A 22,922-nucleotide genomic window follows, 5' to 3' on the forward strand; every position below is an offset into this window, starting at 1 on the left:
TATAGCTGAGCAGAGAATTTTTCTCCGAAAAATGTTACAATGAAATGACAAGTTAAAGGAGGAGAATATGGAGCACAAAGAAAAAGATTTTAGCCTATCTTGGTTTTTTAAATGGTTTTTGGATAACAAGGCCATTACAGTATTTCTAGTAACCCTTTTGATGGGACTGAATATTTTTATACTTAGTAAAATCAGTTTTATTTTTAGTCCAGTCATTGAATTTTTGGGAGTAATCATGCTGCCGGTTATTTTAGCTGGTCTGCTTTATTATCTGTTAAATCCCATCGTCGACTGGATGGAAAAGCACAAAATTAATCGACTGGTTGCTATTACCATTGTCTTTGTTTTAATTGCTTTTTTGATTATCTGGGGCTTGGCTGTTGCTATTCCTAGCTTGCAGCATCAGGTCATGGCCTTTGTCAGAAATGTTCCGGCTTATCTGAAGCAGGCTGACAAGTTCATCGATGATGTCGTGACTAAGTATATTTCGGCAGATTTCAAGCCGCAGATTGAGGAATACACTAGCAATCTGTCTAGCCAGATTACCGATTGGGCCAGCAATTTTTCATCGCGGGCAGTCAATTGGGCGGGGAACTTAATCAGTACAACTTCGCAGATTGTCGTGGCTATTATCATCATGCCGTTTATCCTTTTTTACCTGCTGAGAGACGGGAAAAATCTGAAAGGCTATGTGACCCAGTTTCTGCCGACTAAATTCCGAGAATCCTTTGGTCAAGTGATGACGGATATCAACAGCCAGCTAGCTAACTATGTGCGTGGTCAGGTGACGGTTGCTATCATTGTAGCTCTGATGTTTATTGTTTTCTTCAAGATTATTGGCCTGCGCTATGGTGTCACTCTTGGAGTCATTGCGGGCGTTCTCAATCTGGTACCTTATCTGGGCAGCTTTTTGGCCATGCTTCCGGCTCTGGCAATCGGTTTGATTGCTGGCGGTCCAGTGATGTTGGCTAAAGTCATTGTCGTTTTCATCATTGAACAGACTATCGAGGGGCGTTTTGTTTCTCCTCTGGTCTTGGGCAGTCAGCTCAGCATTCATCCGATTACGATTTTATTCGTATTATTGACTTCCGGTACTATGTTTGGCATTTGGGGCGTTTTCCTGGGAATTCCTGCCTATGCTTCGGCCAAGGTAGCTATTGCAGCCATCTTTAAGTGGTATCAGAAAGTAAGCGGCCTTTACGAAGCCGATTTTGAACAAGAAGGAGAAATCAGTGAGCAAGAGTGAGCAAATGTTGGCAGCTTTACAGGAACAGAACCTAGCTCTGGCTGACCGCTATTTCGAGCAAGCCCTGACTGCAGACAGCGAAGAAGAATTATTGGATTTGGCCGATTACTTAGAGAGTATCGGCTTTTTCCCTCAGGCCAAGCGTATTTTTGAAAAGTTGGCTCCTGACTATCCAGCTTCTTATGTCAGTCTGGCAGCTATTGCCAGTGACGATGGGGACTTGGAGCAGGCTTTTGCCTATCTGGAGGAGATTCAGCCAAGCAGTGACTGGTATGTCGCTGCTCTCTTGGCTAAGGCTGACCTCTATCAGCTAGAAGGGCTGCCTGATGTAGCTCGAGAAAAACTGGCTCAGGCAGCAGAGCTGACTGATGAGGCTTTAGTAACCTTTGGTCTGGCTGAGATAGATTTGGAGTTGGGGGATTTTTCTCAGGCGATTAAGGAATACGCCCAGCTAGATAATCGTACAATTTTTGAGCAGACAGGCGTCTCAACCTATCAGCGGATTGGGGTCTGCTATGCAAGTCTTGGAAAATTTGCAGCGGCGATTGAGTTCTTAGAAAAGGCTGTTGAGCTGGAGTATGACGATGCTGCGGTTTATGAGCTGGCAACTATATTAGCGGATCAGGAAGAATACCAGAAGGCCAATCTTTATTTCAAGCAGCTGGATACTCTGTCGCCGGATTTTGAAGGCTACGAATATGGCTATGCCCTATCTCTTCATGCGGAGCATCGGACGGCTGAAGCCCTGACCCTTGCCCAGCAGGGTTTGGCTAAGAATCCTTTTGAGACTCGGCTCTTGCTTTTAGCCTCGCAGCTTTCTTATGAACTTCATGATGAGAAAGCGGCTGAAGATTATCTCTTGCAGGCTCAGGAAGATGCGGATGATTTGGAAGAGATTGCCTTGCGACTGACGACTCTTTATTTGGAGCAGGAGCGCTATGAGGATATTTTAGAATTTGCAGAGCAAGAAGTCGATAATGCCTTGACCCGCTGGAATCTGGCGCGTGCTTATCAGGCTTTGGAAAATCTGGAAAAAGCAGAGGAACTCTACAATCAATTAGCTCGTGAATTGCAAGATAATCCAGAGTTTCTAGAGCAGTATGTCTATCTTTTGCGAGAACTAGGCAGATTCGAAGAAGCTAAAAAGTCTGCTGCTTCGTACCTGAGATTGGTACCTGATGATGGGAGTATGCAGGAGCTTTATGAAAGCTTATAAGAGTTTAAGAAGCACTCGCTCAGCCCTTTCCCACAATTTATGGTATAATGATTGGCGGTAGAAATTCCAGTAAGCCACTGTAATAAAGATGAAAAAAACTTAGCTGGATGGGCAATAATATTTTTAGGAAGAGAAAGATTAAGGAAAAAGAATGGCAGAACCAATCAAATTATTTCAATATAATACTTTGGGAGCTTTGATGGCTGGTCTTTACGATGGCAGTATGACTGTTGGAGAGCTGCTGCAGTATGGAGATTTGGGTTTGGGAACACTGGACTCTATTGATGGCGAGCTCATTGTTCTCGATGGTAAGGCTTATCAGGCAAAGGGCTCTGGAGAAGTACCAGAAGTGGTTGAGGTGTCACCGGATATGACTGTGCCTTATGCGGCAGTCGTTCCTCACCAGGCGGAGGTCATTTTCCGTCAGCGCTTTGAAATGAATGACAAGGAGCTGGAAAAGCGGATTGAGTCATACTACGATGGGGAAAATCTTTTTCGCTCAATCAAGATTCATGGTGATTTCGCCCGCATGCATGTTCGAATGATTCCCAAGTCTACAACGGAGCGGAAGTTTGCAGAAGTAGCGGTTAATCAGCCTGAGTACTGTAAGGAAAATATCACAGGCACCATAGTTGGTATCTGGACGCCAGAGATTTTCCACGGGGTCAGTCTGGCAGGCTATCATCTGCATTTTGTATCGGACGATCTGACTTTTGGCGGACATGTTATGGATTTTGTTATCAAAGAAGGTGTCGTCGAGTTGGGTGCTGTAGATCAGCTGGATCAGCGTTTCCCAGTACAAGATCGCAAGTATCTCTTTGCTAAGTTTAATATGGATGAGATGAAAGAAGATATGGAAAAGTCGGAATAAATAGTAGGGGGGAGCATTGTTTGCTTCCCTCTTTTTTGATATAATTGGAAAAAGAACAGAGGAGAAGAGAAGCTATGATTTATTTGGTAAACGCCAGTCCAAATAGGAATGGCAATAGTTTTAAGCTGGGGCACTTTTTTCTGCGAGATAGAGATTATGAGGCCCTTCAATTAGTGGACTATCATATTGAGCAATATGGCCAGTCAGCAGAAAACGATCAGTTCTTTCAAGTCTATGAGCTGCTGAGCCAAGCCGATGTACTGGTGTTTACCAGTCCTATTTATTGGTGGTCTTTTTCAGGCTTGCTAAAAACTCTGTTGGACCGAGTGGCTGATGTGCATGAGCCGCAAGAAGCACTCAAGGGCAAAAAGGTGTTCTTGCTCTTTCAAGGTTCTCAGCCTAGCAAAGAAATTGAAATGCTGGACTACGTAATGAGCCGTTTTTGCCAGAATTGCGGACTCAAATATAAGGGGCTGGCAGTAACCACTCATGAACTGAAAGAAATCGACGGTTGGGAATTAACGTCACTGAAAGAAAAATTAGATAAGGTTTTATCATCAGAAGGTTAAAAGTGAGAAGATTCGCGAACGAATCTTCTTTATTTTGCTCTAAAAATGGAGTCTTTTTTTCAGGTGTCTATTTTTGGACACTATGGCCCTCAACTACAGTCATATCCATGGCTAACTAAAATTAAATGGTGTATAATACCTATTGCTATTAAATATTAATATAGGAGATTCTATGGGAAAAGAATTATTTAATCCCCATTTAAACAAGTTTTCAATTCGAAAATTAAATGTTGGAGTTTGTTCGGTATTATTATCTACCGTTTTCCTTTTAGGTACTGCGGCTACAGTAAATGCAGATGAAACTGCCAACGGATCTGTAGATGATAATATCTCACTGCCAGAAAAGCCGACGGAGTCAGCTGTCAGTCAGTCAGTCAGTCAGCCTGCTCTTGATAATACAGCAACATCTGCTGTTTCTGAAACAGCTAACCTAGAAGCAAGTGATGATCAAAATCAGCTGGTAAGTCCAGCTGCAGCTCCAGAGCAAGCGGCACCGGAAAAGGCACAAGAAGCTAATCAAACAGCTGAGACCTCTGCTGAGACCTCTAATGAAGCAGGACCTGCTGAAGCTAGTCGGACGCGCTCTTATTCAGTGCAATATACGCCAAAACCAAGTTCTGCGGCTATGCCTAGGTCCGAACGTAATGGTCAGCCAATGGAGGCAGGAACTTCATTCCGTACTGGCAATCAAGCTAGTTCTGCGTTAAGAGATGCGACAGCCAATCCTACAGTTTCTAAACCAACACTGGAAGAATCTGTAAGAAAACGCTCTGATGAGTTGATGAAGCAGGTGAACTGGCTAGATTTTGGTGATACGAAATCACTGAGAAATCTAGATAAAGATGGCTCCTTTAAAGTTGGAACAGTATATGAAAAAGAGATTTCGCCGGGCTATGTGGTCAAACTGACCGTGACGGAATTGAAACCTTTCTATGCTACAGAGATCTATCGTGATCGAGTAAAGGGAACTGAGTACGAAAGCAGTTATGATCCCAATGCAAAAAATACTTGGCTTCAATATAACAATAGTAATAATTATGCTTATCAGTATTGGTATGGTGATGATTACCGCCCTAAAATTACTGGTGCTGCTCAGAATCAATGGTCTGCTATTAAGTCAGAAGGAATTGATACTAAAGGCCGTAAAACCCAACTGCAGGTTCCTAAAGATGAAGCCAACTATGGTGTGAAGTTCAAAGTTGAAGCTAGATATCGTGGGAAGCCAGTTAAAGCAACAGTTGTCATGGCTGATGGAGAAGAGGCAAACCCTGGTGAGTACGCTATCTTTACAACCAATGGTAAGGGTTGGGAACATTTGGCTGAGTGGAAGCGCACAGTTACAGATGCAAATGGTGTGACTACTGAGATTACAGAAACCTATAAGCCGATGAAGCCTACTACAGAAGGCCAATTTATTGGAGATGACGGTACTGGTGTTCATTGGCAGGCCTATGTCAGTCCTGACCAAAAGACTGGCGGACTGGGAAGTCAAGTATTTGGACCTAATCTTTCTAAAAATAATACAATTCCACTTGTGATGACTCGTGGTGCTTCAGAGGTTGGTATTTACATAGCTTCTTCTGGTCAGCAGGCTGCGATGATTGGTTTTATGGCAATCGATGAAGGGGATGCACCGGATTCCTATGGAAAAGCTATCCATGCTATTTCAAGATACAATGCAGAAACTGGCGGTCAAAATCCACAGCCATTCTTGGGCCGTGTTGCGGCTGATATTGATACCACATCTGGAAACAACTGGAAGCATGATGATCAGAATGATTTAGCCGATGAAGGTATTAATCAGCTCTTGTCTGATGATTTAGTCGGGAAAACCAATGGTCTTTTTCCAGTAAACCGTCTGCACGACGGAGATTATTCTCTCCGCATCCATGCTTCAGCTAACGGATACGAAAAAGCCTATGTCCGTGCCTGGATTGACTTCAATAATAATGGTGTCTTTGACGAAGATGAAGCCAGTGAATTTACCGAAGTAACAACTGAGGGAGACTATACTGTCAACTTTAAGAAGAATCCAGCTATGACCAATCCTGAACTTAGCAAGCTGGGAATGCGTGTTCGTATCGCCTTGAACAAGGGAGATATTGAAAAGCCAACCGGAACTGCATTTAGTGGTGAGGTGGAAGACCTAGAAGTTGAACTGACCTATCCACCAAAAGGCGAGAAGAAGGAAAGTACTGGAATCCGTGATCAGAGACAGACAGCCACTCTTCATTTTACTCCGCAAGGCATTGCTCAAAATACTGAAAATAAGAAAGTAGCAATTGATACTACTAAAGCTCCGATTGTATTGGATGCGAGAGGAAAAGTTCTGACTGCTGATGCAGCAGGCTGGTACAACACTGCTGAAGGCCGTTATAAAGTAACAGCAAATGGGGCTGATGTAGATGTTGTCTATGAGCCTAAGGCAGGCTTTATCGGCACAGCTCAGGGGATTAACATCCGTCGTTTTGATACTAATGGAGCAAGTACGGATTGGATTGCTAAGAATCAGGCTGAAGCAGTCATCAATGACCAGCTCAACACCATGGACGGACGCTATGTACCAACCGTGCTCAATGTTCCTAAGTATGAAACAAGGGATGTTCAAGGACTAACGCAAGAAAAGACGCCTGTCTTTAATGATGGTGATGCTGGCAAAACTCCTGCAAGTCCAAGTACAGCAAATCCTGTAAAATTTGTGAAAGCAGATGGAACGACTACAGATGATACTAGAGTTCCAGCTTTATCAAATGGTCGGGAAGTCGGTCGTTTTGAAGTCCAACCTGCAACAGGTAAGATTTCTTTCAAACCAAACAAAAACTTTGTTGGTACTGTAGACCCTGTGTCTGTTCAAATGATTGATGGCAAAGGTATTCCGCATCAAGCTGTTTATCAGCCAAAGGTGACTCCTGTTAGACCATCTGCTCAAGGTGCCAGCAGCGAGGGCATTCAAGGTGCAGTTCAGACAGGACAGCTGACCTTCAATCCGGGCAATAACCGTGTGCCTATTGATAGCAAGAAGTTGCCAACCTTTGATAATGGCAGCCAGACTAAAACAGTTGCTGGTGTTGGCACCTATCAGGTGGATAATCAAGGCCTAGTTACCTTCACTCCACTGCCGACTTATACTGGACGTCCAACTGCAGAGACTATCAAGCGAGTAGATGTCAATGGAACAGAAGTAACAGCTACCTATCAGGCTGATGTAAAAGCAGCAGCACCAAGTGCAACGAATGCTGAAACCAATGGTATACAAGGCCAAGTTCAGCGAGGCAAAGTCAGCTTCACAGAAGGTTCTGCGCAAGTCAACGGTCAAAAACAAACTGTGGCTTTCCTGGCTGCCTCAACTCCGCTCTTTGACAATGGTTCGACTGTTAAAGAAGTACCGAATGTTGGTAAGTTTGAAGTGGATGAGGATGGAAATGTAACCTTTACTCCAGAGAAACAATTTAAAGGCCTTACGCCAGACATCAGGATTACTCGTACAGATACGAATGGCAGCACAGCAACAGCTATCTACAAGGCAACAGTCACTGCTGTAACTCCAACAGGGACAAACATCACCAGCACTGGTAAACAAGGCCGTCCACAGACAGGTAAGCCAAACTTTGTCAGTGGCAACCCAGATGTACCACTTGATAATGACACTCCTGCGACTTTCGACGACGGAAGCAAGCGCAAGGTGGTTCCAAATGTCGGTATCTTTGAAGTGGCACCAGATGGATCTGTCACTTTCACACCAGACAAGCAATATGTTGGGACACCAGACCCGGTTGTTGTTAAGCGTGTAGATAAGAATGGCACTCCTGTGACGGCTAAGTACACGCCTACTGTTGAGAAAGTAACCCCAAGAGCAACAGGCGCTCAGACGAAAGGCCCTCAAGGTCAAGTTCAAAAAGGAAAAGTTACTTTTGAACCAGGAAGTCCGCAGGTCGGCTTCCCAGAAAACAGCACGCCAGTCTTTGACACTGGCACGAATGTGAAAGAAATTGCCAAAGTCGGTAAGTTCGAGGTTGATACGGAGGGGAATGTGACCTTCACTCCAGTCAAAACGTTTGTCGGTAAGACACCAGAAGTTGAACTCAGCCGCGCAGATGTCAATGGCACAGTAGTCAAGGCCAAATATCGAGCGACTGTGACCGCTGTAACTCCGACGGGAACTGGAGATCAGACAGAAGGTCCGCAAGGCCAAGTTCAAAAGGGCCGTGTAACTTTTAAAGCTGGCGATCCTAAAGTAGGATTCCCAGCCAACAGCACGCCGGTCTTTGACACGGGGACGAACGTAAAAGAAATTGCCAAAGTCGGTAAGTTCGAAGTAGATGCTGAGGGTGTTGTTACCTTCACACCAGACAAGCGCTTTGTAGGTGAAACGCCAGAAATTAGTATTACTCGCAAAGATGCAAATGGTATTGCAGCGAAAGTCACTTATATTGCGACGGTTACATCAGTAACTCCAACAGGAACTAATGTGACTAGCACTGGCCCACAAGGTCTTCCGCAAACTGGTACCCCAACTTTCCAAGGTGGTGATCCACTGGTTCCAATTGATGAAACCGCTGAGCCAACCTTCGAAGATGGCAGTAAGAAAAAGGCTATTTCAGGTCAGGGAACTTACACCATTGCACAAGACGGCACAGTGACCTTCACGCCAGAGAAGCAGTTTGTAGGCACACCGGACCCAATCACAGTGAAGAGAGTGGATAAGAATGTTACACCAGTAACTGCAACATATAGCCCAGAGTTCACCAAAGTGACCCCAACTGGTACTNTTCACCAAGGTGACTCCGACTGGTACTAACGTGACTAGCACCGGTCCTCAAGGTCTTCCGCAAACAGGTACCTCAACTTTCCAAGGTGGTGATCCACTGGTTCCAATTGATGAAACCGCTGAGCCAACCTTCGAAGATGGCAGTAAGAAAAAGGCTATTTCAGGTCAGGGAACTTACACCATTGCACAAGACGGCACAGTGACTTTCACACCAGAGAAGCAGTTTGTAGGAAAGCCAGATCCAATCACTGTAAAACGTGTCGATAAGAATGGTACACCAGTGACCGCGACTTACAGCCCAGAATTCACCAAGGTGACTCCGACTGGTACTAACGTGACTAGCACCGGTCCTCAAGGTCTTCCGCAAACAGGTACCTCAACTTTCCAAGGTGGTGATCCACTGGTTCCGATTGATGAAGCGGTCGAGCCAACTTTCGAAGATGGTAGAAAAGAAAAGACTATTCCAGGTCAGGGAACGTACACCATTGCACCAGATGGCACAGTGACCTTCACGCCAGAGAAGCAGTTTGTAGGCACACCGGACCCAATCACAGTGAAGAGAGTGGATAAGAATGTTACACCAGTAACTGCAACATATAGCCCAGAGTTCACCAAAGTGACCCCAACTGGTACTGGTGATAAGACTGAAGGATTGCAAGGTCAGGTTCAAGAAGGTCATGTTACCTTCACCCCAGGTCATGCCTCTGTACCATTCCCAGCTGAAACAACTCCGCTCTTTGACAATGGTTTGACTGTTAAAGAGGTCCTAAACGTCGGTAAATTTGAAGTGGATGCTAATGGTAAGGTGACCTTCACGCCAGACAAGCAGTTTAAGGGAACCACTCCTGAGCTAACATTGATTCGAGCTGATGTGAATGGCACTCCTGTCACCGTCAAATATCAAGCAGTGGTGAAAGAAGTGGTTCCAACGGGAACAAACATCACTAGCACTGGTGAGCAAGGCCGCCCACAAACAGGCAAGCCAAACTTCGTCAGCAGCACTCCGGGAGTACCACTGGATAATGACACTCCGGCTACTTTCGACGACGGAAGCAAACGCAAGGAAGTTCCAAATGTCGGCATCTTTGAAGTTACATCAGACGGTTCTGTTACCTTTACCCCAGATAAGCAATATGTTGGCACACCAGATCCAGTTGTTGTTAAGCGAGTGGACAAGAATGGCACTCCAGTGACAGCCAAGTATACGCCTACAGTTGAGAAAGTGACTCCAAGAGCGACAGGTGCTCAGACAGAGGGACTTCAAGGCCAAGTTCAAAAAGGCAAGGTTACTTTTGAAGCCGGAAGTCCGCAAGTCGGCTTCCCAACCGACAGCACACCTGTCTTTGATACCGGCACAAATGTCAAAGAAATTGCCAAAGTTGGTAAGTTCGAGGTTGATGCGGAGGGGAATGTTACCTTCACACCAGTCAAATCGTTTGTCGGTAAGACACCAGAAGTTGAACTTAGCCATACAGATGTCAACGGTACAGCAGCAAAAGCCAATTACCAAGCAACTGTGACAGCTGTTACTCCGACAGGTACTGGTGACAAGACAGAGGGGCTTCAAGGTCAAATTCAAAAAGGTCATGTCACCTTCAGGCCAGGCCATGAATTAGTTCCATTCCCAGCAGGATCGACTCCGCTCTTTGGTAACGGAAAAAATATTAAAGAAATACCAAATATCGGTAAGTTTGAAGTGGATGCAGATGGCATTGTGACCTTCACTCCAGACAAACAGTTCAAGGGTGAAACACCAGAACTAGGAATTATTCGTGTGGATGTCAACGGCACTCCTGTTACAGTTAAGTACCAAGCTGTAGTGAAAGAGGTAACTCCGACAGGTACCACCGTTACGAGCACCGGTCCACAAGGTATCCCACAAACAGGAACTCCAATCTTTAAAGCTGCGGATCCGCTAGTTCCAATTGATGAAACAGTCGAGCCAACTTTCGACGATGGCAGTAAGAAGAAGGTTATTCCAGGTCAGGGAACTTACACCATCACTCCGGATGGCGTAGTGACCTTCACACCAGAAAAGCAGTTTGTAGGTAAACCGGACCCAATCACAGTGAAACGTGTTGATAAGAACGGCACACAAGTGACTGCGACTTACAGTCCAGAGTTTACTAAGGTAACTCCAACCGGCACCACAGCGACTAGCACCGGTCCTCAGGGTGTTCCACAAACCGGTACTCCGACCTTTGCGGGCGGTGACCCACTGGTTCCGATTGATGAAACAGTAGAGCCTACCTTCGCAGATGGAAGCAAGAAGAAGACCATTCCAGGTCAGGGGACTTACACTATTACTCCAGATGGCTCAGTGACCTTCACGCCAGACAAGCAGTTTGTTGGTAAACCAGATCCAATCACTGTGAAACGTGTGGATAAGAACGGCACTCCAGTAACGGCAACCTACAGTCCAGAGTTTACCAAGGTAACTCCGACTGGTACTGGCACCAAGACAGAAGGTCTACAAGGTCAAGTTCAAGAAGGCCAAGTCACCTTCACGCCAGGCCATGACTCCGTTCCATTCCCAGCAGATTCGACTCCACTGTTCGATAACAATTCAACAGTTAAAGAAGTGCCGAATGTTGGTAAGTTCGAAGTGGATGCGGACGGCAAGGTTACTTTCACGCCAAACAAACAATTCAAGGGTGAAACGCCAGAACTGGAATTGACTCGAACTGATGCTAATGGAACATCAGTAACCATCAAGTATCAAGCGGTAGTGAAAGAGGTAACTCCAACAGGCACCACCTCAACCAGCACTGGCCCACAAGGCCGTCCACAGATAGGTAAGCCAAACTTTGTCGGTGGCAACCCAGATGTACCACTGGATAATGACACTCCAGCGACTTTTGATGATGGAAGCAAACGCAAGGAAGTTCCAAATGTCGGTACCTTTGAAGTATCACCAGATGGATCTGTCACCTTTACACCTGACAAGCAATTTGTAGGTACACCAGACCCAGTTGTTGTTAAGCGTGTAGATAAGAATGGTACGCCAGTGACAGCTAAGTACACACCAACTGTTGAGAAAGTCACTCCGACGGCGAAAGGTGCTCAGACAGAGGGGCTTCAAGGCCAAGTTCAAAAAGGTAAGATTACTTTTGAAGCAGGAAGTCCACAAGTAGGTTTCCCTGAGAATAGCACTCCAGTCTTTGATACCGGTACTAATCTGAAAGAAATTGCCAAGGTCGGTAAGTTCGAAGTAGACGGAGAGGGCAATATCACCTTTACTCCAGTTAAAACGTTTGTTGGTAAGACACCGGAAATCGAACTCAGCCGCGCAGATGTAAATGGCACAGTAGCTAAGGCTAACTACCAAGCGACTGTGACAGCTGTTACTCCAACAGGTACTACCTCAAGCAGTACTGGCCCACAAGGCCGTCCACAGATAGGTAAGCCAAACTTTGTCAGTGGCAATCCAGATGTACCAATGGATAATGATACTCCAGCGACTTTCGACGACGGAAGCAAGCGCAAGGTGGTTCCAAATGTCGGTATCTTTGAAGTGGCACCAGATGGATCTGTCACTTTTACACCTGACAAGCAATTTGTTGGGACACCAGACCCGGTTGTTGTTAAGCGAGTGGATAAGAATGGTACACCAGTGACGGCTAAGTACACACCAACTGTTGAGAAAGTGACTCCGACAGGCACCGCCGCAACCAGCACCGGTCCTCAAGGCCTGCCTCAAACGGGTACTCCAACCTTCACAGGTGGTAATCCATTGGTTCCAATTGATGACTCAGTCGAGCCAAGCTTCGACGATGGCAGCAAGAAAAAGACCATTCCGGGTCAAGGAACTTATACCATCACTCCAGATGGCGCAGTGACTTTCGCGCCAGACAAGCAATTTGTAGGCAGTCCAGATCCAGTTACCGTTAAACGTGTCGATAAGAATGGTACACCTGTCACTGCGACTTACAGTCCAGAGTTCACCAAGGTAACTCCGACTGGTACTGGTACCAAGACAGAAGGTCTGCAAGGTCAAGTCCAGGAAGGAAAAGTCACCTTCACGCTAGGTCATGACTCTGTTCCATTCCCAGCAGATTCGACTCCATTATTCGACAATGGTTCGTCTGTCAAAGAAGTTCCGAATGTCGGTAAGTTCGAAGTGGATGCGGACGGTAAGGTTACTTTCACTCCAGACAAACAATTCAAGGGCGAAACGCCAGAACTTGAATTGACTCGCACTGATATCAATGGTACCCCTGTTACAGTTAAGTACCAAGCGGTAGTGAAAGAGGTAACTCCAACAGGCACCACCTCAACCAGCACTGGCCCACAAGGCCGTCCACAGATAGGTAAGCCAAACTTTGTCGGTGGCGACCCGAATGTACCACTGGATGATGATACTCCAGCGACTTTCGAAGATGGAAGCAAACGCAAGGAAGTTCCAAATGTCGGTACCTTTGAAGTGGCACCAGATGGTTCTGTTACTTTTACCCCAGATAAGCAATATGTTGGGACACCAGACCCGGTTGTTGTTAAGCGAGTGGATAAGAATGGTACACCAGTGACGGCTAAGTACACACCAACTGTTGAGAAAGTGACTCCGACAGGCACCGCCGCAACCAGCACCGGTCCTCAAGGCCTGCCTCAAACGGGTACTCCAACCTTCACAGGTGGTAATCCATTGGTTCCAATTGATGACTCAGTCGAGCCAAGCTTCGACGATGGCAGTAAGAAGAAGGTTATTCCAGGTCAGGGAACTTACACCATCACTCCGGATGGCGCAGTGACTTTCACACCAGACAAGCAGTTTGTAGGAAAACCAGATCCAATCACTGTGAAGCGAGTGGATAAGAACGGTACACCAGTGACAGCGACCTATAGTCCAGAGTTCATCAAGGTAACTCCGACAGGTACTGGCACCAAGACAGAAGGTCTGCAAGGTCAGGTTCAAAAAGGTCAAGTGACTTTCACGCCAGGACATAAATTAGTTCCATTCCCAGCTGGTTCGACTCCACTCTTTGGTAACGGAAAGAATATTAAAGAAGTGCCAAATGTTGGTAAGTTCGAAGTGGATGCGGATAACAAGGTGACCTTCACCCCAATAAAACAATTCAAGGGTGAAACATCAGAACTGGGATTAATTCGTTTAGACGCTAACGGAACTCCTGTTATTGTCAAATATCAAGCGATAGTGAAAGCAGTAGTGCCAACTGGTAAAGATACCACATCTACAAATATCAAGGGCCATGTTCAGACTGGCAAACCTGTCTTCGAAGCAGGTGATCCATTGGTTCCAATTGATGAAACCGTTGAACCAAGCTTCGAAGACGGAAGTAAGGAAAAGACCATTCCAGGTCAGGGAACCTATACTATCGCACCTGATGGCACAGTCACCTTTACTCCAGAAGCTGATTTCCTTGGTCAGGGTACTGGTGTGACCCTTGTACGTCGTGATAAGAACGGTACCTCAGTGACGGCTCGCTATATTCCGACCGTAGTTGAACCATCAACTAGCAAGGACAGTGTATCTAGCGGTCGCAAGGGCCAAGCTCAAACGGGCACGCCAACCTTTGAAGGGGCCATTGACCAGGCAGTAGCACCGACCTTTGCGGATGGCAGCATCGAAATGGTTGTCCCAGGTGAGGGAACTTACAGGTTCAATATGCTGGGAGCAGTAACCTTTGTACCGGAAGCCGACTTTGTCGGAACTGCTCGCGGAGTTGTCGTGAAGCGTTCAGATATTTATGGCAATGCCGTAACGGCTACCTATACCCCAACTGTTTTGGGAAGTACCTGGGAGCAGTAACCTTTGTACCGGAAGCCGACTTTGTCGGAACTGCTCGCGGAGTTGTCGTGAAGCGTTCAGATATTTATGGCAATGCCGTAACGGCTACCTATACCCCAACTGTTTTGGGAAGTACTACCACAGAAGATACTGGCAGCACGGGTCTTAAAGGGCAACCTCAGACCGGCAAGCCTATCTTTGAAGGCGACGTGGATCCAACTGTTCCGCCAACTTTCGAGGATGGCAGCACCGAAAAGGCTGTTCCAGGTCAAGGTACTTACACGATTGCGCCAGATGGCACTGTGACCTTTGTACCGGAAACGGGCTTTGTCGGTCAAGCTGACGGCGTAACAGTGATTCGCAAAGACCGCAATGGTCAGACTATTTCAGCAGTTTATGTTCCGACTGTGACAGAAGCTCCTGTTCAGCCAGAGCGGACGATTACACCTGCACCACCGTCTCTTTCTAAGAGCGAGAGTGCAAAATCCCTTCCTAAGACCGGTACAGAAGAAACCTCATACTTGGCTGCAAGCTTACTTGCGGGAGTGTCAGGTTTAGGACTGATTGGCTTAGAGAAGAGAAAGAAAAAGTCTGAAGACTAAGAGGTGAGAACTTAGCTTCTAACCGCTGAATTAAAAGAGGAAAGATTCATTAGTGAATCTTTTTTCTTTATGTCCAAAGAGAAAAACTCTTGAAAACTTCATAATAATAGCATTTCTAAAATACTAAATATTAAAGCAGAATCTGAAATATCCTTAGATTTATTTAATTTATAAGGATTTTTCTATGGTTTATTTTTTCTTTTGTTTTAAAAAATAGACTTAAAAGTACTTTATGTCCATTTTTCAAAAAATTTATATAATTATAGTTATATAAATAGCTAAGTAAAATGGAATGTTGTATAATAAAACTATTGTAACTAGATGATAATTTAGGAGATTATTATGGGAAAAGATTTATTTAATCCTCACCTGCGTAAGTTTTCGATTCGAAAACTAAACGTCGGTGTTTGTTCTGTGCTCTTGTCAACCCTGCTTCTTTTGGGAGCAGCGGCACAAGTTAGTGCTGACGAAGCTAGTGATTCTGGTGTCCAAAACGAAGTTTCGCAAACAGGAATAGCCGAATCATCAGTGAATTCTGCTGAAACTGTTGCTTCTGAACATATACAAGCAAAAGAAAGTTCAGCACTTGCTTTTGCTGCTGAGACCCCTCAATCAGATGATAATCCTAGTCCAAGAAGCTCAGAGCCTGAGAAAGTTGAAGGATCTACTGAATCTACAGCAACTAAATCAGTTGAGAATACTCAACCAATCACTGTTCACCCAGAAATATCTAACGCGGCTGTCGTGGCTGAAAAGTCAGAAGCAATAGCAGATGTATCTCAGCCTAATCGCTCTCGTCGTGTGAGACGGGATGCGGCAACTACTGGACAGCAGAACAGCATAACAACAGGAGTTCCGATAGGTACTGGACCAGCTGGGGCAGATGATGCTACCTCTACGCCACGAGTACCTAAACCAAGCTTGGAGGAATCTGTCAAGAAAGATAGTACCCAATTAGCCAAACAGATTAGTTGGCTTGATTTTTCAGATAGTGCAAGTTGGAAAAACTTGGATCCACGTGGCGGTCTTAAGGTAGGGACCACCTTCACCAAGGAAATTTCACCTGGTTACAAAGTGACCTTAACGGTCAAAGAGCTCAAGCCTTTTAACTCAACTGAAATCTATAAAAAGCGGGTTGCAGGTACTGCAACAGAGGGGACCTATAACCCCAACGCTGAGAATGGTTTCTTAANTAACCTTTGTACCGGAAGCCGACTTTGTCGGAACTGCTCGCGGAGTTGTCGTGAAGCGTTCAGATATTTATGGCAATGCCGTAACGGCTACCTATACCCCAACTGTTTTGGGAAGTACTACCACAGAAGATACTGGCAGCACGGGTCTTAAAGGGCAACCTCAGACCGGCAAGCCTATCTTTGAAGGCGACGTGGATCCAACTGTTCCGCCAACTTTCGAGGATGGCAGCACCGAAAAGGCTGTTCCAGGTCAAGGTACTTACACGATTGCGCCAGATGGCACTGTGACCTTTGTACCGGAAACGGGCTTTGTCGGTCAAGCTGACGGCGTAACAGTGATTCGCAAAGACCGCAATGGTCAGACTATTTCAGCAGTTTATGTTCCGACTGTGACAGAAGCTCCTGTTCAGCCAGAGCGGACGATTACACCTGCACCACCGTCTCTTTCTAAGAGCGAGAGTGCAAAATCCCTTCCTAAGACCGGTACAGAAGAAACCTCATACTTGGCTGCAAGCTTACTTGCGGGAGTGTCAGGTTTAGGACTGATTGGCTTAGAGAAGAGAAAGAAAAAGTCTGAAGACTAAGAGGTGAGAACTTAGCTTCTAACCGCTAAATCAAAATAGGAAAGATTCGTTTATGGATCTTTCCTATTTTTGTTAAAAATAGACCGTTTTTAACAAAGTGTCTAATTATAATGTTAGTTTCTTACAATTATAGTTATATATATGGATAACTAAAATAGAATAGTGTATAATAAAGGCTGCAATTTAAATGATTATTTAGGAGATTATTATGGGAAAAGATTTATTTAATCCTCACCTGCGTAAGTTTTCGATTCGGAAACTAAACGTCGGTGTTTGTTCTGTGCTCTTGTCAACCCTGCTTATTTTGGGAGCAGCAACACAGGTTAGCGCTGATGAAACTGTTGGTTCTAATGCCCAAAGCGAGGTTTCGCAAACAGATACAGCAGGTTCCGCAGGAAGTACTGCAGAATCAGTAAATTCACCAGCTGAGGAAAGTAATCCAGCCACTATTTCAGCTCAGGCAGAAGATGCATCTGCTGTAACGACTACAACGCCTAATTCAGATGGCAAGTCAACAAGTGAGCAGCCGGCGGCAGAAACTGCCTCTTCGCAAACAACTGTTCCTGCAGAAGTTAAGTCTGAGGAAAACAACCAACCAGCTCCTGCTCAACCGGCAGGAACCACAGAGGCAGCTCAGCCTAGTCGCTCTCGTCGGGTAAGACGGGATGCGGCACCTACTGGTCTGCGAGATGGTGATCCTAACAACACCATTGAGAAGCCTACTTTGGCTGATTCTGAAAAAAAGAACCCGACAGACTTGATGAAGCAGATTAACTGGCTGGATCTTGGTGATAAAAGTGCCATCAGCAACTTAGATACGGACGATTCTTTTAAAGTCGGTACTGTGTATGAGAAAGAAATTTCACCAGGCTATCGTATTAAACTGACAGTGACGGAATTAAAACCCTTCCACTCAACAGAGATTTATCGTGACCGCGTCAAGGGTACTGCGTATGAAAACAGCTATGATCCGAATGCGAAAAACACTTGGTTTAAATATGTAAAAGAAGAATTTCAAAAACAAGAAGTCGAGGGAGATTCAGCTAGACCGAAAATTATAGGAGCGGAACAGAATCAATGGACAGCCGTCCGAGACCAAGGGATTAATACCAATGGTCGAAAGACTCAATTACTAGTCCCTAAAAATGGTGCTAGCTATGGAATAAAATTTAAGGTAGAAGCGACTTACCTTGGAAAACCTGTAAAAGCAACCGTTATCATGTCAGATGGAGAAGAGGCCAACCCAGGGGAGTATGCTATCTTCACGACCAATGGCCAAGGTTGGGAACACTTGGCAGAATGGAAACGCGTTCGGCCAGATGGTGCTGTAATTACGGATACCTATTCTCCAATGAATCCTAATAGATATGGTCAATACATAGGGGATGATGCGACTGTACCAGTCATTGACTGGACTGCTTTTACTAATCCAGATCAAAAAACAGGAGGCTTAGGTTCTCAGGTCTTTGGTCCTAATACTTCTAAAGATCATACAGTTCCGATTGTGATGACACGTGGAGCTTCAGAAGTTGGGATTTATATTGCTTCTTCTGGTCAGCAAGCTGCTATGATTGGTTTTATGGTAGTAGATGAGGGAGATGCACCAGCTTCTTATGGGAATGCTGTTCATGCTATTTCTGGTTACGATGCCAATACAGGTGCAAGAACTCCTCAGCCATTCTTGGGTCGAGTTGAAGCTGATATTGATACTACTTCGGGCAATGACTGGAGACATGATTACGATACTGATCACGCAGACGAAGGGGTTGATCAACTCTTGCCTTCAGATTTGACTGGTAAGACAAATAACCTTTTCCGAGTTAATCGTCTTCAAAATGGTGACTACTCAGTTCGTCTCCAAGCCTCTGCCAATGACAATAGCAAGGCCTATGTCCGTGCTTGGATTGATTTCAATCAAAACGGTGTTTTTGATGAAAATGAGGCCAGCGAATTTACTGAAGTAACAACGGCTGGTGACTATACTGTTAATTTTAAGAATAATCCAGCTATGACCGATCCTGTAGTTAGCAAGCTGGGAATGCGGGTCCGCATTGCCCTGAATAAGGGAGATATTGAAAAACCTACGGGAACAGCCTTTAGTGGGGAAGTAGAGGATTTAGAAGTCATCTTGACCTATCCGCCAAAAGGTGAAAAGAAGGAAAGTTCAGGAATAATCGGCCAGCCTCAGAAAGCTACTCTTCAGTTTACACCTCAAGGTATCGATCAAAATGATGAAAGCAAGAAAGCGGCTATTGATACAACTGTAGCACCTCTTGTTTTGGACAATGCAGGCCATACATTAACAGCAGATGGCGACGGTTGGTACAGTACTGCTGAGGGACGATATAAAGTAACAGCCAAGGGTGCAAATGTGGATGTGATATTTGAACCTAGCACTGGCTATATCGGTACTACTCAAGGAATTAATATCCGCCGTGTTGATACTAATGGTGCAAGTACAGATTGGATTGCGAAGAATAATGGAGAACCTATTATCAACGATAAGTTGAATAATATGGATGCCCGCTATATTCCGACTGTTTTGAATTTCGCGGAACATCGTTCGACGGACGCACAAGGTTTGCCTCAAGTGAAAGATATTGTATTTAATGATGGCAATCCTGCTAAGACACCTGTTCAACCATCTGCAACGAATCCTGTCTCTTTCTTGGATGCTGATGGCAATCGTATTGTTGGAACAAACGTGAAGGCAACCTCGCAAGGCCAAGAAGTGGGAACCTTTGAGTTAGAGCCAGCTACTGGGCGTGTGACTTTCACTCCGAATAAGTCATTTGTGGGGACAGTTGACCCTGTTAACCTACAATTGTATGATACCGATGGAACAGAGCACCGTGCAACCTATCAACCGACAGTAACGCGTCTTGTTCCAACAGCACAAGGAGCAAACTCTGAGGGTATTCAAGGTGCTGAACAATCTGGTAATTTGATCTTTACGCCAGGTGATAATCGTGTGCCAATTAATGAGGCAGTTGCTCCAACTTTTGATAACGGTCAAACAACTAAGGTTGTTCCGAATGTTGGAACTTATATGGTTGATAAGGCAGGTCGTGTAACCTTCCAACCGGTTCCTAGCTACACTGGCCGTCCAAGTGCTGAATCTGTTAAACGTGTTGATATGAACGGGACTGAAGTAACCGCTGCTTATCAAGCTGAAGTTAAGGCCGCAACTCCAACAGGTCAAGATACACAGACTGTTGGGCTTCAAGGACAACTTCAAACTAGCCAGCTTAACTTTACTCCAGGTCAAGCAACTGTTAATAACCAAACACAAACAGTCCCATTAAACCCAGCAGGACCACAATTCGTTGTGGATGGGCAGGTTCAACAGGGTAATACCTTGGCAGTTAACGACGCAAGTGGCAAGCTACAAGGAACTTACACTGTTCAAGCTAATGGAGATATTAGTTTCCAACCTGCACCAGATTTCCATGGGACGCCAACTCCTGCGCGTCTTCGTGTAAGGGATAAAAACGGTTCTACAGCAGAAGCAGTTTACCAACCTACAGTGACTCAAGTAACCCCAACCAGCACCAATGCTGAATCAACCGGCCTCCAAGGTCAAGCGCAAAAGGGGACGCCTACTTTCACTCCTGGCGACTCAGCTGTTCCAATTGACATGGATTCTCCAATGACTTTCGAAGATGGTCAGCCTAAGAAGACTGTTCAGGGAGTGGGGATATACACCATCAATTCAGATGGTTCTATCACTTTTACACCTGAGAAACAGTATGTTGGCACACCAAAACCAGTTACAGTAAAACGTATTGATAAAAATGGCACGGAAGTGACTGCAACTTACACGCCAACTGTGACTAAGGTAACACCGGTAGGTACTAATGCGACTAGCACTGGCCCTCAAGGTCTTGCACAAACGGGCACTCCAACCTTTGCGGGCGGTGACCCACTAGTTCCGATTGATGAAGCAGTAGAGCCTACCTTTGAAGATGGAAGTAAAGTGAAGAAAATTCCAGGCCACGGAACATACACGATTGCACCAGATGGATCAGTGACCTTCACGCCAGACAAGCAGTTTGTAGGGAAGCCAGATCCAGTTACTGTGAAACGTGTTGATAAGAACGACACACCAGTGACTGCCACTTACAGTCCAGAGTTTACTAAGGTAACGCCAACTAGCAGTAACGAAACTAGCACAGGTCCTCAGGGTATCCCGCAAACCGGTACCCCAACTTTCCAAGGTGGTGATCCGCTAGTTCCGATTGACATGGATAGTCCAATGACCTTTGAAGACGGTCAGCCTAAGAAGACTGTTCAGGGAGTGGGGGTATACACTATTAACTCAGATGGTTCTATCACCTTTACTCCTGAGAAACAGTATGTTGGCACACTAACACCAGTTACAGTAAAACGTGTTGATAAAAATGGAACCCCGGTAACGGCTACATACACTCCAACCGTTACCAAGGTGACACCAGTAGGTACTAATGCGACTAGCACAGGTCCTCAGGGCGTTCCACAAACCGGTACCCCAAGCTTCCAAGGTGGTGATCTACTGGTTCCAATTGATGAGTCAGTTGAGCCAACTTTCGCAGATGGTACCAAGGAAAAAGTAATTCCAGGTCAGGGTACTTACACCATCACTCCAGATGGGGAAGTGACCTTTACTCCAGATAAGCAATTTGTAGGGAAGCCAGATCCAATCACAGTGAAGCGAGTAGATAAGAATGGTAGCCCAGTAACGGCTACATACAGCCCAGAGTTCACTAAGGTAATTCCAATAGGAACTGGTGAGAAGACAGAAGGCTTGCAAGGTCAAGTTCAAGAAGGGAAAGTCACCTTCACCCCAGGCCATGACTCTGTTCCATTCCCATCGGATTCTACCCCATTATTCGATAATGGTTCCGCAGTTAAAGAAGTACCAAATGTCGGTAAGTTTGAAGTGGATGCCAATGGCAAGGTTACTTTCACGCCAGACAAACAATTCAAGGGTACAACCCCTGAGATCGAATTGACTCGCACCGATGCCAACAGTACTCCTGTTACAGTCAAATACAAAGCAGTAGTGAAAGAAGTGATTCCTACTAGCACCAATGCGACGAGTACCGGTGCTCAGGGTCTTCCACAAACCGGCACCCCAACCTTCGCGGGTGGTGATCCACTGGTTCCAATTGATGAGTCAGTTGAGCCAACTTTCGCAGATGGCGGTAAGAAGAAGACCATCCCAGGCCAAGGAACGTACACGATTGCCCCAGATGGAGCAGTGACCTTCACGCCAGACAAGCAATTTGTAGGTAAACCAGATCCAATCACTGTGAAACGTGTGGACAAGAATGGAACTCCAGTAACTGCGACATACAGCCCAGAGTTCGCCAAGGTAACTCCAACTGGTAAAGATGCTTCCTCTACAAATATCAAGGGACATGTTCAAACTGGCAAACCTGTCTTCGAAGCAGGTGATCCATTGGTTCCAATCGATGAAACGATTGCGCCAACCTTTGAAGACGGAAACAAGGAAAAGACTATTCTGGGTCAGGGAACTTATATCATCGCACCAGACGGTACAGTCACCTTCACTCCAGAAGCTGATTTCCTTGGTCAGGGAAGCGGTGTGACCCTTGTCCGTCGCGATAAGAATGGCACCTCAGTGACGGCTCGCTATATTCCGACCGTAGTTGAACCATCAACTAGCAAGGACAGTGTATCTAGCGGTCGCAAGGGTCAAGCTCAAACAGGCACGCCTACCTTTGAAGGGGCGATTGACCAGGCAGTAGCACCGACCTTTGCGGATGGCAGCATTGAAAAGGTTGTCCCAGGTGAGGGAACTTACAGATTCACCGTCCTGGGAGCAGTAACCTTTGTACCGGAAGCCGACTTTGTCGGAACTGCTCGCGGAGTTGTCGTGAAGCGTTCAGATATTTATGGCAATGCCGTAACGGCTACCTATACCCCAACTGTTTTGGGAAACCTCATACTTGGCTGCAAGCTTACTTGCGGGAGTGTCAGGTTTAGGACTGATTGGCTTAGAGAAGAGAAAGAAAAAGTCTGAAGACTAAGAGGTGAGAACTTAGCTTCTAACCGCTGAATTAAAAGAGGAAAGATTCATTAGTGAATCTTTTTTCTTTATGTCCAAAGAGAAAAACTCTTGAAA

At 45.6% G+C, this 22,922-nt stretch carries 5 protein-coding genes and 5 pseudogenes; all 10 read left to right on the top strand.

The features are described 5' to 3' along the window. The first annotated feature begins 67 nt into the window (after positions 1-67). Positions 68-1,246, top strand: a complete 1,179-nt coding sequence (locus SSV_RS04015) for an AI-2E family transporter (protein WP_072073780.1) — start codon at positions 68-70, stop codon at positions 1,244-1,246. Continuing rightward, positions 1,233-2,462 carry a tetratricopeptide repeat protein gene (locus SSV_RS04020; protein WP_072073781.1) on the top strand — a complete coding sequence of 410 codons (1,230 nt, stop codon included), beginning with the start codon at positions 1,233-1,235 and terminating at the stop codon, positions 2,460-2,462. Before SSV_RS04015 ends, SSV_RS04020 begins: the two co-directional genes overlap by 14 nt. Positions 2,463-2,613: 151 nt before the next feature. Then, positions 2,614-3,333: an acetolactate decarboxylase gene (gene budA, locus SSV_RS04025; RefSeq protein ID WP_072073782.1), complete on the top strand. Its 720-nt coding sequence runs from the start codon at positions 2,614-2,616 to the stop codon at positions 3,331-3,333. A gap of 74 nt (positions 3,334-3,407) precedes the next feature. Continuing rightward, positions 3,408-3,902 carry a flavodoxin family protein gene (locus SSV_RS04030; RefSeq protein WP_072073783.1) on the top strand — a complete coding sequence of 165 codons (495 nt, stop codon included), beginning with the start codon at positions 3,408-3,410 and terminating at the stop codon, positions 3,900-3,902. Between the two features lie 172 nt (positions 3,903-4,074). Beyond that, positions 4,075-8,700, top strand: coding sequence for a CshA/CshB family fibrillar adhesin-related protein (locus SSV_RS12395; protein WP_255297035.1), 4,626 nt, complete (start codon positions 4,075-4,077; stop codon positions 8,698-8,700). Then, positions 8,681-14,413: pseudogene (locus SSV_RS12400) on the top strand (CshA/CshB family fibrillar adhesin-related protein); the annotation flags it as partial. The gene SSV_RS12395 and the pseudogene SSV_RS12400, both read left to right, overlap by 20 nt. A gap of 11 nt (positions 14,414-14,424) precedes the next feature. After that, positions 14,425-15,018: pseudogene (locus tag SSV_RS12370) on the top strand (LPXTG cell wall anchor domain-containing protein); the annotation flags it as partial. Positions 15,019-15,360: 342 nt separating this feature from the next. Then, positions 15,361-16,209 (top strand): annotated as a pseudogene (locus tag SSV_RS04065) (CshA/CshB family fibrillar adhesin-related protein); the annotation flags it as partial. A gap of 4 nt (positions 16,210-16,213) precedes the next feature. Next, a pseudogene (locus SSV_RS04070) lies at positions 16,214-16,795 on the top strand (LPXTG cell wall anchor domain-containing protein); the annotation flags it as partial. A 208-nt stretch (positions 16,796-17,003) separates the two neighbouring features. Continuing rightward, positions 17,004-22,739, top strand: a pseudogene (locus SSV_RS04075) (CshA/CshB family fibrillar adhesin-related protein); the annotation flags it as partial. Positions 22,740-22,922: the final 183 nt, after the last annotated feature.

Origin of the sequence: Streptococcus sanguinis (genome assembly GCF_001078705.1) — a bacterium.
Taxonomy (GTDB): Bacteria; Bacillota; Bacilli; order Lactobacillales; family Streptococcaceae; genus Streptococcus; species Streptococcus sanguinis_D.